General features: G+C 62.2%; 19 protein-coding genes. 18 read left to right on the top strand and 1 reads right to left on the bottom strand.

Annotation, left to right across the window (positions count from 1 at the left end; genetic code table 11):
- Positions 1 to 146: 146 nt before the first annotated feature.
- Genes AC07Y0_RS15920 through AC07Y0_RS15905 form a run of 4 tightly spaced genes read left to right on the top strand, consistent with a single transcriptional unit; the run spans position 147 to position 3,646 of the window.
- Entirely contained in the window at positions 147 to 926 is a 780-nt protein-coding gene (locus AC07Y0_RS15920) for a DUF1217 domain-containing protein (protein ID WP_498678711.1), read from the top strand.
- On the top strand, positions 927 to 1,661 hold the full coding sequence (gene flgF, locus AC07Y0_RS15915) for a flagellar basal-body rod protein FlgF (protein WP_498678710.1): 735 nt from the start codon (positions 927 to 929) through the stop codon (positions 1,659 to 1,661).
- Positions 1,662 to 1,700: 39 nt separating this feature from the next.
- A complete protein-coding gene (gene fliI / locus AC07Y0_RS15910) occupies positions 1,701 to 3,080 on the top strand; it encodes a flagellar protein export ATPase FliI (protein WP_498678709.1) in 1,380 nt (459 codons plus the stop codon).
- A 2-nt stretch (positions 3,081 to 3,082) separates the two neighbouring features.
- Positions 3,083 to 3,646, top strand: coding sequence for a flagellar protein (locus AC07Y0_RS15905; RefSeq protein WP_498678708.1), 564 nt, complete (start codon positions 3,083 to 3,085; stop codon positions 3,644 to 3,646).
- A 27-nt stretch (positions 3,647 to 3,673) separates the two neighbouring features.
- Here the strand turns inward: AC07Y0_RS15905 and AC07Y0_RS15900 are convergent, their stop codons facing one another.
- A complete protein-coding gene (locus AC07Y0_RS15900) occupies positions 3,674 to 4,330 on the bottom strand; it encodes a phosphoribosyltransferase (protein WP_498678707.1) in 657 nt (218 codons plus the stop codon).
- Between the two features lie 116 nt (positions 4,331 to 4,446).
- Here AC07Y0_RS15900 and flgB point away from each other — a divergent pair, with 116 nt between their 5' ends.
- From flgB to AC07Y0_RS15830, 14 genes are all read left to right on the top strand, one after another.
- On the top strand, positions 4,447 to 4,839 hold the full coding sequence (gene flgB / locus AC07Y0_RS15895) for a flagellar basal body rod protein FlgB (RefSeq protein WP_498678706.1): 393 nt from the start codon (positions 4,447 to 4,449) through the stop codon (positions 4,837 to 4,839).
- Position 4,840: 1 nt separating this feature from the next.
- Positions 4,841 to 5,263 (top strand): flagellar basal body rod protein FlgC, encoded by a 423-nt coding sequence (flgC, locus tag AC07Y0_RS15890; protein ID WP_028739009.1) that lies wholly within the window; start codon positions 4,841 to 4,843, stop codon positions 5,261 to 5,263.
- Positions 5,260 to 5,598 carry a flagellar hook-basal body complex protein FliE gene (gene fliE / locus AC07Y0_RS15885; protein WP_498678705.1) on the top strand — a complete coding sequence of 113 codons (339 nt, stop codon included), beginning with the start codon at positions 5,260 to 5,262 and terminating at the stop codon, positions 5,596 to 5,598. Before flgC ends, fliE begins: the two co-directional genes overlap by 4 nt.
- Positions 5,599 to 5,617: 19 nt before the next feature.
- The gene (gene flgG, locus AC07Y0_RS15880) at positions 5,618 to 6,406 is read left to right on the top strand and encodes a flagellar basal-body rod protein FlgG (protein ID WP_498678704.1); all 789 of its coding nucleotides are present in this window, start codon (positions 5,618 to 5,620) and stop codon (positions 6,404 to 6,406) included.
- An 18-nt stretch (positions 6,407 to 6,424) separates the two neighbouring features.
- On the top strand, positions 6,425 to 6,907 hold the full coding sequence (flgA, locus tag AC07Y0_RS15875; RefSeq protein ID WP_498678703.1) for a flagellar basal body P-ring formation chaperone FlgA: 483 nt from the start codon (positions 6,425 to 6,427) through the stop codon (positions 6,905 to 6,907).
- The gene (locus AC07Y0_RS15870; RefSeq protein WP_498678702.1) at positions 6,904 to 8,025 is read left to right on the top strand and encodes a flagellar basal body P-ring protein FlgI; all 1,122 of its coding nucleotides are present in this window, start codon (positions 6,904 to 6,906) and stop codon (positions 8,023 to 8,025) included. Before flgA ends, AC07Y0_RS15870 begins: the two co-directional genes overlap by 4 nt.
- Entirely contained in the window at positions 8,022 to 8,555 is a 534-nt protein-coding gene (locus tag AC07Y0_RS15865) for a MotE family protein (protein ID WP_028739014.1), read from the top strand. Before AC07Y0_RS15870 ends, AC07Y0_RS15865 begins: the two co-directional genes overlap by 4 nt.
- A complete protein-coding gene (flgH, locus tag AC07Y0_RS15860) occupies positions 8,552 to 9,265 on the top strand; it encodes a flagellar basal body L-ring protein FlgH (RefSeq protein WP_028739015.1) in 714 nt (237 codons plus the stop codon). The genes AC07Y0_RS15865 and flgH overlap by 4 nt, the downstream gene beginning before the upstream one ends.
- 39 nt (positions 9,266 to 9,304) lie before the next feature.
- Positions 9,305 to 9,829 (top strand): flagellar basal body-associated FliL family protein, encoded by a 525-nt coding sequence (locus tag AC07Y0_RS15855; protein ID WP_498678701.1) that lies wholly within the window; start codon positions 9,305 to 9,307, stop codon positions 9,827 to 9,829.
- Entirely contained in the window at positions 9,826 to 10,563 is a 738-nt protein-coding gene (gene fliP / locus AC07Y0_RS15850) for a flagellar type III secretion system pore protein FliP (RefSeq protein WP_498678700.1), read from the top strand. Before AC07Y0_RS15855 ends, fliP begins: the two co-directional genes overlap by 4 nt.
- 337 nt (positions 10,564 to 10,900) lie before the next feature.
- Complete coding sequence (locus AC07Y0_RS15845) at positions 10,901 to 11,863, top strand: flagellin N-terminal helical domain-containing protein (RefSeq protein ID WP_498678699.1); 963 nt, start codon at positions 10,901 to 10,903, stop codon at positions 11,861 to 11,863.
- Between the two features lie 285 nt (positions 11,864 to 12,148).
- Positions 12,149 to 13,111 (top strand): flagellin N-terminal helical domain-containing protein, encoded by a 963-nt coding sequence (locus AC07Y0_RS15840; protein WP_498678698.1) that lies wholly within the window; start codon positions 12,149 to 12,151, stop codon positions 13,109 to 13,111.
- Positions 13,112 to 13,387: 276 nt separating this feature from the next.
- A complete protein-coding gene (locus AC07Y0_RS15835; RefSeq protein ID WP_498678697.1) occupies positions 13,388 to 14,350 on the top strand; it encodes a flagellin N-terminal helical domain-containing protein in 963 nt (320 codons plus the stop codon).
- A 277-nt stretch (positions 14,351 to 14,627) separates the two neighbouring features.
- Entirely contained in the window at positions 14,628 to 15,590 is a 963-nt protein-coding gene (locus AC07Y0_RS15830; RefSeq protein ID WP_498678696.1) for a flagellin N-terminal helical domain-containing protein, read from the top strand.
- The last annotated feature ends 226 nt before the right edge of the window (positions 15,591 to 15,816 follow it).

Genomic DNA, 15,816 nt, shown 5'->3' with positions numbered 1-15,816 from the left:
GCGATACGGACCCTGCCTTGCGTGAGGCTGAACCCCGGGCGTTGACGGTTTGTGAACCTACAGACAGCTTCGCGCAAGCCTTTTGCCCCAAGAAGAGCGATAACGGACGCATTTTCCGATTGTCCATATCGAAAGGCGCAACGACCGTGACGACGACTTATACGAGCTACCAGCAGATTACGCAGAACATCGACAAATCGATCGAGCGCGTCGCCCAGGCACCGGACGTGGCGCGCGAGACCGAATACTATTTGTCGAACATCGGCGACATCAAGTCCGTCGACGAATTCATGGCCGATACCCGTCTCTACAATTACGCGCTCAAGGCGCACGGTCTGGAAGACATGGCCTATGCCAAGGCCTTCATCCGCAAGGTTCTGACGGAAGGTGTCACCAAGGACGATGCCTTCGCCAACCAGCTGACCGACAGCCGCTACGCCAACCTCGCCACCACGCTCAACTTCGAAGCGCACGGCACGGCCGCGACGTCGTTCGACAAGGCCCAGCAGGGCGTGGTCGACCTCTACATGCGTGAGACGCTGGAGCAGGAAGCGGGCAACGACAATACCGGCGTTCGCCTGGCGCTCTACTTCGAACGAAACGCCTCGAAGATCACCTCCGCCATGGACATCCTGGCGGACGACGCCCTGGCCCAGGTGGTGCGCACCACGCTGCAGCTGCCCGTCGAATTCGCCGCTGCGGACATCGACCAGCAGTCGGACTTTCTCGATCGCGTGCTCGACATCGAGGATTTCCAGGACCCGGAGAAGACCGGCAAGTTCCTGGAGCGCTTCACCGCGATGTGGGAAATGGAGAACCCTTCGGAAAGCTACGATCCGCTGGCGGTCTTCGGTTCCTCGTCCGGTTACGGCATTTCGCCGGACCTTCTCATATCCATCAATTCCCTGAAGCTCGGAGGCAGCTAAGTGCAATCCGGATTATACGTATCCCTTTCGTCGCAGATGGCGCTCGAACGCCGTCTGACGACGATCGCCGACAACATGGCCAACCTGAATACCGTTGGTTTCCGCTCCACCGAAGTCAAGTTCGACGAGGTGCTGAGCAACACGCAGAACGACATCAATGCCAAGGTCGCCTTCGTCAACCAGGGCAACGACTACCTGTCGACCAAGAACGGCGAACTGGCGCATACCGGCAATACGCTTGACTTTGCCGTCAAGGGCGACGCCTGGTTCGCCATCGATACGCCGGTCGGCCAGGTGCTGACGCGCGATGGCCGCTTCACCATGAAGGAAACCGGCGAACTGGTCTCGGTCCGCGGCTATCCGGTGCTCGACGCCGGCGGTGCGCCGATCCAGCTCAACCGCGCGGGCGGCCCGCCGACGGTCGGCGCCGACGGCAAGGTCATCCAGGACGACCGTCAGGTCGCGACCATCGGCCTCTTCACCGCCGACATCTCCAAGGGCTTCGTCCGCTACGAAAACAGTGGCGTCTCGATGGTGGACCAGCCGCAGCCGGTCGTGGACAATCCGGAAGTGTCCATCATGCAGGGCTATCTCGAGAATTCCAATGTCAACGGCATTGGCGAAATGACCCAGCTCATCCAGGTCAACCGCGCCTTCGAAAGCATCAGTTCGCTGATGCGCGACAGCGAGTCCTCGCTCAGCAACGCCATCAAGGTTCTCGGCGGATCGAGCTGAACCTGAAGTCTTCAATGTCTGGCGGAAGAGATGTCGCAGATGCCCGAGCTGTCCCCAAAACTCACCCAGATGGCCGGGCTCGCAGCCCGTTATGCCAATCCGGAATATTCCGTCACCCATGGCGGGCACGTCCGCACGATCGCTGCCGGCCATTACACGGTCTCGGGTCTGTCGCGCCACCTGCGGCTTGGCGAGTTCGTCGCCCACCGCAGCCGGACCGGCATCCATCTGGGCGAAGTCATCCGCGTCGAGCCGGACCTCGCCTATGTCTGCCCGATCGAGCCGGGGGAGCCGATCGGCATCCATGACGTGGTGATCCGCAAGGGCGCCTTCCGCATCGCTCCCGACGACAGCTGGTGCGGCCGCACCATCAACGCGCTCGGCGATCCGATCGACGGCGGTGCGCCGCTTTCGCCGGGCGCCGTTCGCCGCGCGATCTCCAACAGTGCCCCGCCGTCCATGACCCGCAGCCGCGTCGAGAAGGGCTTTCGCACCGGCGTCCGGGCGATCGATCTCTTCTCTCCGCTGTGCCTCGGCCAGCGTCTCGGCATCTTCGCCGGCTCCGGCGTCGGCAAGTCCACGCTTCTCTCGATGCTGGCGCGCGCCGATGCCTTCGACAAGGTGGTGATCTCGCTGGTCGGCGAACGTGGCCGTGAAGTGCGCGAATTCATCGAGGACACGCTCGGCCCGAACATGGCGAAATCCGTGGCCGTCGTCGCGACAAGCGACGAAAGCCCGATGCTGCGCAAGATGGCGCCGCTGACCGCGATCACCATTGCCGAGCATTTCCGCGACCAGGGCGAGAACGTGCTGTTCATCGTCGACAGCGTCACCCGTTTCGCCCACGCGATCCGCGAAGTGGCGACCGCCGCCGGCGAACCACCGATCGCGCGCGGCTATCCGGCCTCGGTCTTCACCGAGCTGCCGCGGCTTCTGGAGCGCGCCGGCCCCGGCGAGGAGGGGACCGGTACGATCACCGCGATCATCTCCATCCTGGTCGACGGCGACAATCACAACGATCCGATCGCCGACTCCACCCGCGGCATTCTCGACGGGCACATCGTGCTCGACCGCAGCCTGGCCGACGAGGGCCGCTATCCGCCGATCAATCCGCTCACCTCGATCTCGCGACTGGCGCGCAAGGCCTGGACGGGCGAGCAGGAAAAGCTCGTCTCGCGGCTGAAGGCGCTGATCCATCGCTTCGAGGAAACCCGCGACCTGCGCCTCATCGGTGGCTATCGCCCCGGCAGCGACGCCGACCTCGACATGGCGATCAAGCAGGTGCCGGTGATCTATGAAGTCCTGAAACAGACGCCCGGCGAAAGGCCGGCCGCCGATGCCTATGCCGATCTGGCAAATGCGTTGAAGGCCGCCCAGGGCGGCAACCAGCCCGCCGCGGCTGCAAGAACGAGAGGGTGACCGTGACCGATTTCGACGCCGACGAACCTATAGCGCCGCCGAAGCCTTCGGCACGCAACCGGACTTCGATGACCGATCGCGTGCTCGGCATAACCGGGGTGGCGCTCGCCTGCGCGGCGGCCTTTTTTCCCTGGTACGTGTTCTTCAACGAAGAGAAGTTCGGCATCCAGGTGGCCGACTGGAAGCACACCCGCGACCTTCCCGAAGGCCCCGGTCGCAACGTTTTCAGCGTTTCGCCGCTGGCGATGGTCGACAATGACGACGAGGGCGGCGGAGAGTCGACCGGCACGGCGGTCGATCCGCTGGTGACCGCCACGGTCTCGAAGCTCGGGGCGGAAAAGCTCGCGGGCGACGAAATGCCCGAAGCCCAGCCTTTCCCCGGCCGCAGCGGCTTCCGCCTGCTGCACGTCGCCAACGGGCGCGCGCTGATCGAGGACAATTCGGGCATGTACATGGTTCGCGTCGGCTCGATCCTGCCGGACAACAGCCGGGTGGCGACGCTCGAACAGCGTGACGGCAAGTGGGTGATCGTCACCTCGACCGGCGAAGTCTACCAGAACGACTGATCGGAAAGCCCGGCGAACATTCGCCGGTCAAGGCCTCTTTCGCGCCGTGTCCGCCTCGTTGAGCGCCGCGATCACGTCGGCATCGGTGAGTTGCGGAAAATCCTGGTAGCTGAACCCGATCGCACCGAGGGCGCTCAGGCCCTCGAGCACGACGACCTCGTCGACCTCGTCCCTCAGCATGTCCAGCGCCTCCTGCGAGGCGACCGGCACTGCGAGCACGATCCTGGCGGGGTTCCTGGCCTTCAGACCCTTGATGGCGGCCCTGACCGTCGCCCCCGTGGCAATGCCGTCATCGACGACGATCGCCACGCGTCCTTCAATGGGCACGGGATCCCGGCCACCGAAGTAGAGCTTGTTTCGCCGGTGGATCTCCATCAGTTCCCGGGCAGCAACCGCGTCGAACTCATCCTGACCGACGCCCGAAAAGCCGATCACGTTTTCGTTGCGGACGGTGACTGGTTTCTCGCCATCGACGATCGCTCCCATGGCGAGCTCCGGCTGTGCGGGCAGGCCGAGTTTGCGCACCAACAGCAGGGTCATCGGCGCCTTGAGGCGCCGGCAGATCGGTAGAGCCACCTCCACACCGCCCCTGGGCAGGGCGATGACCACCGTGTCTTCCTTGCGGAAGCGCTCCAGCGCGTTGGCGAGTTGCTCGCCGGCCTCTTTCCGGTTCGTGAACGACATGGGTTCCGCATGCCTCCTTGTCGGCCCGTGGCCGGAAATCCCCGATCTTCCCCTCCGTAAGTCCCACGCAAGTTTACCGCTCTAGGTTCGGGACAGAAAATGGCGGAGAACAGTCCATGCAACCCATCCAGCTTTTCGAACTGGCAGCCAGACAGGCCGACTGGCTATCTGTACGTCAGGAGGTTGTGGCGAGCAATATTGCCAACGCCAACACCCCGAAATACCTGGCCAAGGACATCACCCCCTTCAGCGCCGTCCTCGATACCACGACGACGGTGCAGATGGCGCGGACCAATCCCAATCACATGGCGCTGAGCGACCTCAGCGACGAAAATATCGAGGTCAAGGAGTCGGAGCTCAACGACGAGATCGGCATGCAGGAGTCCGGCAATTCGGTCTCGATCGCCGAGGAGCTCACCAAGACCGGCGAGATCAAGCGGCAGCACGAGCTCAATACGAACCTCGTCGCTTCCTTCCATCGCATGATGCTGATGACGGTGAAGAGATAAAATGACAGACCCTTTGAGTGCAGCCCTCAAGATCGCCGGCAGCGGACTGGAAGTCCAGTCCACCCGTCTGCGCATCGTTTCCGAAAACATCGCCAACGCCCGCTCGACCGGTGACACGCCCGGTGCCGATCCCTATCGCCGCAAGACGGTGACCTTCGGTACCGAACTCGACCGTGCAAGCGGCACCGACGTGGTGAAGGTCAAGACGATCGGCGTCGATGATTCCGACTACATCGAGGAATACGAGCCGGGCCATCCGGCCGCCGACGAGAACGGCGTCGTCAAGATGCCGAACGTCAACATCCTGATCGAGATGGGCGACATGCGGGAAGCCAACCGCACCTACGAAGCCAATCTCCAGACCATCAAGCAGACCCGTGAGCTGCTGTCCCAGACCATTTCCCTTCTGAAGGCCTCGCAATGATCGATCAAATCCAGAACGTCGGCTCGCTCTCCAAGGTCACAGGGCTCGACAGCATCGCCACCGACGCCGTCTCCTCGACGACCACCACCGTCGGTGCGACGCCCGGCAGCATGACCGGCGTCAGCTTCGCCAGCGTGCTTGGCGACATGGCGACCTCGGCCATGCACAACATCAAGCAGGCGGAAGTCACCTCCTTCGAGGGGCTCACCGGCAAGGCCGACACCCGCGAGGTCGTCGATGCCGTGCTGGCCGCGGAACAGTCCCTGCAGACGGCGATTGCGCTCCGCGACAAGATCGTCTCGGCCTATCTCGACATAACGAAAATGCAGATCTAGCGAATTTGAGGACGAAGACATGAGAGCTCTCGCCATCGCAGCCACGGGCATGGATGCCCAGCAGACCAATCTCGAGGTCATTGCGAACAACATCGCCAACATCAACACGACCGGTTACAAGCGTGCGCGCGCCGAGTTCGCCGATCTGCTGTACCAGACCGAGCGGGCCCAGGGCGTGCCGAACCGCGCCAACCAGGCGATCGTGCCGGAAGGCGCCAACATCGGTCTCGGCGTGCAGACTGCCGCGGTGCGCAACATCCACACGCAGGGCGAACTCGCCCAGACCTCGAACGAGCTCGACATGGCGCTTGTCGGCCGAGGCTGGTTCCAGATCGAATCTCCCGATGGCACGACGCTCTACAGCCGCTCCGGCGCCTTCAACACCAATGCCGACGGCCAGCTGGTGACGATCGACGGTTACGCCGTCGTTCCCGGCATCACCGTGCCGCAGGACGCCAGCGAGGTCGTCGTCTCGCGCACCGGCCAGGTTTCGGCCCGTATCGGCAACAGCGCCGACTTCACCGATCTCGGCCAGCTGACGATCGCCAATTTCGCCAACGAGGCAGGACTGAAGCCGCTCGGCGACAACCTGTTCGCGCAGACCGCAGCCTCCGGCGAAGCCATCGTCGCGGCGCCGGAAGATCCGGGCTTTGCCTACATCAAGCAGGGCTACCTGGAATCGTCGAACGTCGATTCCGTCAAGGAGATCACCGACATGATCTCCGCCCAGCGCGCCTACGAAATGAACTCCAAGGTCATCCAGACCGCCGACGAGATGGCTCAGATCGTCAGCAAAAATCTGAAGTAAGGACGGAGGCAGGCAAACATGACGTTTCGCCGGATCACGAGATACCTGGTGAGTGGGGCGGTCGCGACGACCGTCGCCGCTTCCCTGTGGGCAACACCGCAAGCCGCGCACGCTCAGGCCTTCGCGGTGGTGCCGACCCAGACGGTCTATCCCGGCGAAACCTTGACTGCGTCGCAGCTCGAGGAAGTCGCTGTCACCAATCCGAACATTGCCGGCGGCTATGCGCAGTCGATCTCCGAGGTCGAAGGCATGATCTCCAAGCGCACGCTGCTGCCGGGACGGACCATTCCCGTCGCCAGCCTGAGACCGCCCTATGCGATCAACCGCGGCGCCAACATCCGGCTGACCTTCACGCTCGGCAGCATGACGATCTCCGCCTCCGGCACGCCGCTCTCCGACGCGTCGGTGGGCGACGTCATCAAGGTCCGCAATCTCGATTCCGGCGTCATCGTCACCGGCACGGTGCTGGCGGACGGAACAGTACAGGTGATGGCGAAATGAAGACTTTCCGCTTGTCCAGGATCGCACTTGTCGTGCTTGCGACGGTGCTCTGGCCCGCCATCGGGGTCGAAGCCGCAGGTTCGCGCATCAAGGACATCGCCTCCCTGCAGTCGGGTCGCGACAACCAGCTGATCGGCTATGGTCTGATCGTCGGCCTGCAGGGCTCGGGCGACAGCCTGCGCTCCTCGCCGTTCACCGAGCAGTCGATGCGCGCCATGCTGCAGAACCTCGGCATCTCGACGCAGGGCGGCCAGTCCAACGCCAAGAACGTCGCCGCCGTCATGGTGACCGCGACGCTGCCGCCATTCTCGAGCCCCGGCAGCCGCATCGACGCGACCGTCAGCTCGCTGGGTGACGCCACGTCGCTGCGCGGCGGTACGCTGGTCATGACCTCGCTCACCGGCGCCGACGGCCAGATCTATGCGGTGGCGCAAGGCTCGGTCATCGTCTCGGGCTTCAATGCCCAGGGGCAGGCTGCCAATCTCCAGGAAGGCATCACGACCTCCGGCCGCGTGCCGAACGGCGCGATCATCGAGCGTGAGCTGCCGTCGAAGTTCAAGGATTCGGTCAATCTCGTCCTGCAACTGCGCAACCCCGACTTCACCACCTCCATCCGCATCGCCGATACGGTCAACGCGTTCGCGCGCGCCGCTTTCGGCGCGCCGATCGCCGAGGCACGCGACAGCCAGGAAGTGATCGTGCAGAAGCCCCGCGCCGCCGATCTCGCCCGCCTGATGGCGGACATCGAGAACCTGATGGTCGAAACCGATTCACCGGCGAAGGTCGTGATCAACGAGCGCACCGGCACGATCGTCATCGGCGCCGAGGTTCGCGTCTCGAAGGTCGCCGTCAGCTATGGAACGCTGACCGTCCAGGTCACCGAGACGCCGCAGATCATCCAGCCTGAGCCCTTCTCCCGCGGCCAGACCGCGGTGCAGGACCAGACCGACATCCTGGCCCAGAAGGAGGGCGGCAACGTCGCCATCGTCGACGGGCCCGATCTACGCACGCTCGTCAGCGGCCTCAACAATATCGGCGTGAAGCCAGACGGCATCATCGCCATCCTGCAGGGCATCAAGTCCGCCGGCGCCCTGCAAGCGGAGCTTGTCCTGCAATGACGTCCATGACCTCGACCATTTTCTCACTCCGCCCGCGCAACCTCTTGCTGGTCGCCGGCATGGCGCTTCTGCCGCTGGCCTCCGGCAGCGCCCAGGAGCAGAAGCCTGCCCCGGATACGGCGTCGCAGGCCGAGATCCAGCAGTTCTGCACCAGCATCGCCGACCCGGCGCGCGACCAGCGCTACCTGCTGCAGAAGCAGGAACTGGAAAAGCTCCAGGCCGACGTCGACAAGCGCATCGCCGTGCTCGAGCAGCGCCGCGCCGAATACGAAGACTGGCTGACCCGTCGCAACGCGTTCATGAAGCAGGCGGAAGGCAATCTCGTCGAGATCTACAAGAAGATGAAGCCTGATGCGGCGGCACCGCAGCTCGAGGAGATCGATCCGATCCTCGCCGCCGCCGTCATCATGAAACTTCCGGCCCGCCAGTCGAGCCTCATCCTCAGCGAAATGGAAGCCCAAAAGGCGGCCATGGTCGCGGCCATCATGTCGAGTGCCGCCGATCCGAATACTTCGAAGGACCCGTCATGATCAAGCGTTCCCCGGCAGTCCTGGCCGTCCTCTTCCTCGCCGGATGCCAGAGCCAGACCCTGAAGGAAATCGGCAACGCACCGTCGATGAGCCCGATCGGCAGCGGCCTGCGTTACAGCCAGACGCCGCAGATGGCGCTTTATCCGAAGCAGCCGCGCGCCATGGCGAGCGGCTATTCGCTGTGGAGCGACAGCCAGTCGGCGCTGTTCAAGGACGCTCGTGCGCTGAACGTGGGCGACATCCTGACGGTCAACATCCAGATCAACGACAAGGCGTCCTTCGAGAATGAGACCGACCGCAGCCGCACCAACAAGAGCGGCATGAACTGGTCGACGAGTGCGGATTTCTTCGGCTACAAGCCGCCGGAAACGACCGGCGAGCTCGGTTCAGGCTCCGACACCAGCACGCAGGGCAAGGGGTCGACCGAACGATCGGAGAAGCTGACGCTTCTGGTCGCGGCCGTCGTCACCGGCATCCTCGAGAACGGCAATCTCCTGATCAGCGGCTCGCAGGAAGTCCGCGTCAACCACGAGATTCGTATCCTGAACGTCGCCGGTATCGTCCGCCCGCAGGATGTCGATGCCGACAACACGATCTCCTACGAGCGGATCGCCGAAGCACGCATCTCCTATGGCGGCCGCGGTCGCCTGACGGAAGTCCAGCAGCCGCCGGTCGGCCAGCAGGTCGTCGACCTGTTCTCGCCGATCTGACGCGCGCAAACCGGCAAGCTGGAAGGAACGGCAGGGCAGATGGAACAGGCCGAAGGCACAGAGACCAAGAAGAGGTCGGCAACCGTGATGCTGATCGCGGCGATCGCCGTCCTGACCCTGGTCGGCGGGGGAGGGGGCTGGGTCATCGGCTCCATGCTCGCGCCGAAGATCAAGGCCGTCGAGGACGCCAACAAGGCGGCCGAGGCGGAGAAGGCTGCCAAGGCCGGCGGCCACGGCGAGGGCAAGGCGGAGGAGGGGCTTCCCCACGTCGCGACCGAAGCGAACGGCATCGTCCAGCTCGAGCCGATCACCACCAATCTTGCCTATCCTTCCGAGAACTGGATACGCCTCGAAGTGGCGCTGATGTTCAACGGCGCGACGGACGTGAAGATCGCCGAGGACATCCACCAGGATATCCTGGCCTATCTGCGCACCGTCTCGCTGCAGCAGATCGAGGGGCCGCGCGGCTTCCAGTATCTGAAGGATGACATCCAGGAGCGTGTTGACCTTCGCTCAGAAGGGCGCGTATCGAAGGTGATGTTCAGGACTTTTGTAATCGAATGATTCGGTTCCTCCTTCTTGCTGCCATCATGATGATGGTGCCGGAACTGGCCGTGGCGCAGCAATTGCCCACGGACCTCTTCAACACGCCGATCGACGGCTCGGTCGCCGCCTGGATCATCCGCACCTTCGGCCTGCTGACGGTCCTGTCCGTCGCGCCGGGCATCCTCATCATGGTCACGAGCTTCCCGCGCTTCGTGATCGCCTTTTCCATCCTGCGCTCCGGCATGGGCCTCGCCTCGACGCCATCCAACATGATCCTGACGAGCCTGGCGCTGTTCATGACCTTCTATGTCATGTCGCCGACCATGGACCGCGCCTGGACGGAGGGCGTCCAGCCGTTGCTGGAGAACCGCATGACCGAGGCCCAGGCGGTCCCGGCCATTGCCGAACCCTTCCGCACTTTCATGACGGCAAACACCCGCGACAAGGACCTGAAGCTGTTCGTAGACATCGCCAACGAGCGCGGCCAGACCCCGGTGGTCGGCGACAAGGTCGACTACCGCGTGCTCGTCCCGGCCTTCATGCTGTCGGAAATCCGCCGTGGTTTCGAGATCGGCTTTCTCATCGTGCTGCCCTTCCTGGTCATCGACATGATCGTCGCGACGATCACCATGGCCATGGGTATGATGATGCTGCCGCCGACCTCGATCTCCCTGCCGTTCAAGATCCTGTTCTTCGTCCTCATCGACGGCTGGAACCTGCTGGTCGGCAGCCTGGTGCGCTCCTTTTCCTGATCTGCGAGGCATGCCGCGGGAAGCCATGGAGCCCATGGCCCGTCCCGTTTCGGGATGGCGGAATTAACCATTCCGCTCGGCAAATCCTTCGATAATTCAGATAAAACCCATATATTTCAATAGATTGAAAATAGTTCGCATTTTTTTCACGGAAATGCGGCTGAAAACGATTTTTTAACCAGTTGGCTTCAGGCGACGTTAAAGTCCGTGCTGTCTTCTAGGGGTCAGAGGCGGATTAATTCACAGACCAATTAATTGACATGACGTCGACCCCCTCTGCCGGATCTAGAACCCGGCATGTCCCTCTCTCGTATTTTGTTTCCAAGGGGACACACCAATGACTAGCATCATGACCAACAACGCTGCTACCGCAGCGCTCGACACGCTCCGCTCGATCAACAAGGGCCTGAACGAGACCCAGAACCGTATTTCTTCCGGTTACCGCGTCGAATCGGCTTCCGACAACGCTGCCTACTGGTCGATCGCCACCACCATGCGTTCGGACAACAAGGCTCTCTCGGCTGTCTCCGACGCCCTCGGCCTCGGCGCTGCCAAGACCGACACGGCCTACACCGGTATGGAAGCCGCCATCGAAGTCGTCACCGAAATCAAGGCCAAGCTGGTTGCCGCTCGCGAACCGGGCGTTGACAAGGACAAGATCAACAAGGAACTGACCGAGCTCAAGTCGCAGCTGTCCTCGATCTCCGAATCGGCATCGTTCTCGGGCGAAAACTGGCTCTACAACGAATCGACGACCGCAGTCGGCACCAAGGAAATGGTCGGCTCGTTCGTCCGTGGCGCTGACGGTTCCGTCTCGCTGCAGACCCTCTCCTTCAACGCCGCTGATTCCGTCCTGATCGACACCAACACCGCAACCCGCGGCCTGCTGACCAAGGACTACTCGGTCGCCGTCGACGACGGCACCGCTTCCGGCACGACGATGACCTACTTCCTCGTCGACGCTGGCGGCACCGGCACGTCCGGTTCGGTCGTCTCACTGTCCTCGGCTACCACCGACGACCAGATCGAAGGCATGATCTCGGCTGTCGACGCCATGCTGTCGGACATGACCGACGTTGCTGCAACGCTCGGCGCCACCAACAGCCGCCTGGAAATGCAGGACGAATTCGTCGCCGACCTGATGGACGTGATCGACACCGGTGTCGGCCGTCTGGTCGATGCCGACATGAACGAGGAATCGACCCGCCTCAAGGCTCTGCAGACGCAGCAGCAGCTCGGCATCCAGGCGCTGTCGATCGCCAACTCCAACTCGGAAAACATCCTCTCGCTGTTCCGTTAATCGGAGCATCGACACCGGCCCTCTTGGGCCGGCTGGGATCAAGAGGGGCCGCGCCAGCCATGGCGCGGCCCCTTCTTTTCGTTAACGGCGGGATACCTTTGTTAACGGATTGATAAAAATCATGCGCCGCATTTAGGTTTTGTTAACTCTGGTGCGGTCAATTGCAGTCACTAACGGTGGATTAATTTCCAACTCAGACACGAATTAATTGGCATGAAGTCGCCCCACCGTGGCCGGAAGCACTAACCGGCATGTCCCTCCATCCTGGAACCCAAGGGGCATTCAATGACCAGCCTGATGACCAACACCGCAGCAATTGCGGCACTCGACACCCTGCGCTCGATCAGCGCCGGCCTGGCGGAAACCCAGAAACGCGTTTCCTCCGGCTACAAGGTCGAAACCGCTTCCGACAACGCCGCCTATTGGTCGATCGCCACCACGATGCGCTCCGACAACATGGCGTTGGCCGCCGTGGAAGACGCTCTGGGTTTTGGCGCGGCAAAGACCGACACCGCCTATACCGGTCTCGAGGCGACCGTCGACGTCGTCACGGAAATCAAGGCCAAGCTCGTGGCAGCCCGCGAACCCGGTGTCGACAAGGACAAGATCAACAAGGAGCTCTCCGAACTCAAGGCGCAACTGTCCTCGATCTCCGAATCGGCATCGTTCTCCGGCGAGAACTGGCTCTACAACGCGACCGCCGGCGCCGTCGGCACCAAGGAAATGTCCGGCTCCTTCGTCCGCTCCTCCGATGGTACCGTTTCGGTTTCGACGCTCACCTTCGACACGGCCGACTCGGTTCTCATCGACACCGTCGATGCGACCCGCGGCCTGCTGACCAAGGACTACTCGGTCGCGGTCGACGACGGCACGGCCTCCGGCACGACCATGACCTACTATCTGGTCAATGCCGGGGGTACCGGCACGTCCGGTTCTGTCGTCGAGCTCTCGAGCGCAACCACGGATGACGAGGTGGAAGGTATGATCAGTGCAGTCGAAGCCATGCTGATGGATATTACCGATGCGGCCGCCACCCTTGGTGCGATCAACATGCGCGTCGAGATGCAGGCCGACTTCGTCGCCGACCTGATGGACGTGATCGACACCGGCGTCGGCCGCCTGGTCGATGCCGACATGAACGAGGAATCGACCCGCCTCAAGGCTCTGCAGACGCAACAGCAGCTCGGTATCCAGGCGCTGTCGATCGCCAACACCAACTCCGAAAACGTGCTCTCGCTGTTCAAGTAAGGCGCGGCAAACCAAGGCTTTTCTCCACCCGCAGACAGATCGGGCCGTGCACCGCGAGGTGCGCGGCCCGATGCCTTTTGGGGCAGTTGAACAGATATTTTCAAATTCCGTCGGGCACTTCAGAACCTATTAACCTTAATCGGGTTCAATAGGATCATTAAAACGACGGATTAACCAACTGTAAACAAAGGTTAATTGCATGACGCAGACTGTCGTTGCCGGTAGTTAGACCCGGAATGTCCCTTTCCCATATCCTGTTCACAAGGGGCAGTATCTATGACGAGTATCATGACGAACACCGCTGCAATTGCAGCGCTCGACACCCTGCGTTCGATCAACGCAGGCCTGAACGAAACCCAGAACCGCGTCTCCTCCGGTTACCGCGTCGAATCGGCTTCCGACAACGCTGCCTACTGGTCGATCGCCACCACCATGCGTTCGGACAACAAGGCTCTCTCGGCTGTTGAAGATGCTCTCGGCCTCGGCGCTGCCAAGACCGACACGGCTTACACCGGCATGGAAGCCGCCATCGAAGTCGTCACCGAAATCAAGGCCAAGCTGGTTGCCGCTCGCGAACCGGGCGTTGACAAGGAAAAGATCAACAAGGAACTGACCGAACTCAAGTCGCAGCTGACTTCGATCTCCGAATCGGCATCGTTCTCGGGCGAAAACTGGCTCTACAACGAATCGACGACCGCAGTCGGCACCAAGGAAATGGTCGGCTCGTTCGTTCGCGCCGCCGACGGCACCGTCTCGGTCGAGCTTCTGTCCTTCGACGCCGCCAGCTCGGTCCTGATCGACACCAACACCGCAACCCGCGGCCTGCTGACCAAGGACTACTCGGTCGCCGTCGACGACGGCACCGCTTCCGGCACGACGATGACCTACTTCCTCGTCGACGCCGGCGGCACCGGCACGTCCGGTTCGGTCGTCTCGCTGTCCTCGGCTACCACCGACGACCAGATCGAAGGCATGATCTCGGCTGTCGACGCCATGCTGACCGACATGACTGACGCTGCTGCAACGCTCGGCGCCACCAACAGCCGCCTGGAAATGCAGACCGACTTCGTCGCCGACCTTCGCGACGTGATCGACACCGGTGTCGGCCGTCTGGTCGATGCCGACATGAACGAGGAATCGACCCGCCTCAAGGCTCTGCAGACGCAGCAGCAGCTCGGCATCCAGTCTCTGTCGATCGCCAACTCCAACTCGGAAAACATCCTCTCGCTGTTCCGTTAAGCGTGAGATCGGGAGCGGGTTCAGGCCTTCTCCTCCAGTTGCAAATCCGGCGCCGCGGTCTTCCAGACCGCGGCGTTTTCCGTTTCCCGCACCTAATTAACGTGTTTTCTCCGCCGTTTAGCATTCATTAACCTTAATAGTGTTTTCTGTGACCATTGAAACGGTTGCCCGACCGACGACTTGATGGACACGGGCTTGCATGACGCTGAATTCCGTTGCCGGTCGCAAACCCGGTATGCCTCCTAGTGATTTTCCTGCCGAAAAGGGGCTATATTAAATGACAAGCTTGATGACGAACACCGCTGCAATTGCAGCACTCGACACCCTGCGTTCGATCAACGCTGGCCTGAACGAAACCCAGAACCGCGTCTCCTCCGGCTACCGCGTCGAATCGGCTTCGGACAACGCTGCCTACTGGTCGATCGCCACCACCATGCGTTCGGACAACAAGGCTCTCTCGGCTGTTGAAGATGCTCTCGGCCTCGGCGCTGCCAAGACCGACACGGCTTACACCGGCATGGAAGCCGCCATCGAAGTCGTCACCGAAATCAAGGCCAAGCTGGTTGCGGCTCGCGAACCGGGCGTCGACAAGGACAAGATCAACAAGGAACTGACCGAGCTCAAGTCGCAGCTGTCCTCGATCTCCGAATCGGCATCGTTCTCGGGCGAAAACTGGCTCTACAACGAATCGACGACCGCAGTCGGCACCAAGGAAATGGTCGGCTCGTTCGTTCGCGCCGCCGACGGCACCGTCTCGGTCGAGCTTCTGTCCTTCGACGCCGCCACCTCGGTCCTGATCGACACCAACACCGCAACCCGCGGCCTGCTGACCAAGGACTACTCGGTCGCCGTCGACAACGGCTCGGGCACGGCCACCACCGCGACCTACTTCCTGATCGACGCCGGCGGCACCGGTACGTCCGGTTCGGTCGTCTCACTGTCCTCGGCCACCACCGACGACGAAGTCGAGGGCATGATCTCGGCCGTCGACGCCATGCTCGCTGACATGACTGACGCTGCGGCAACGCTCGGCGCCACCAACAGCCGCCTGGAAATGCAGACCGACTTCGTCGCCGACCTTCGCGACGTGATCGACACCGGTGTCGGCCGTCTGGTCGATGCCGACATGAACGAGGAATCGACCCGCCTCAAGGCTCTGCAGACGCAGCAGCAGCTCGGCATCCAGGCGCTGTCGATCGCCAACTCCAACTCGGAAAACATCCTCTCGCTGTTCAAGTAAGATCCGGCAGGGCCGGGAACCCGGCCCTCCATCTTCGACGCAGGCAAAAAGCCGCGGTCTCACGACCGCGGCTTTTCCGTTTTTGTCCCTGCCGGGCGGGCAGTGCGAAATCTAGCCCTTCTGTCTTGACGAATTGTTCATACAGCTTAACAAATCCATATTGCGTTAACCTTTTGTTAACTCTAATATCATTAAGAACTCGTTAATGAGCGTCGGGTCGGTCACC

The sequence above is a fragment of the Allorhizobium sp. GW101-3B10 genome, assembly GCF_059424725.1.
This window is presented reverse-complemented; position numbering and strand designations above follow the sequence as displayed.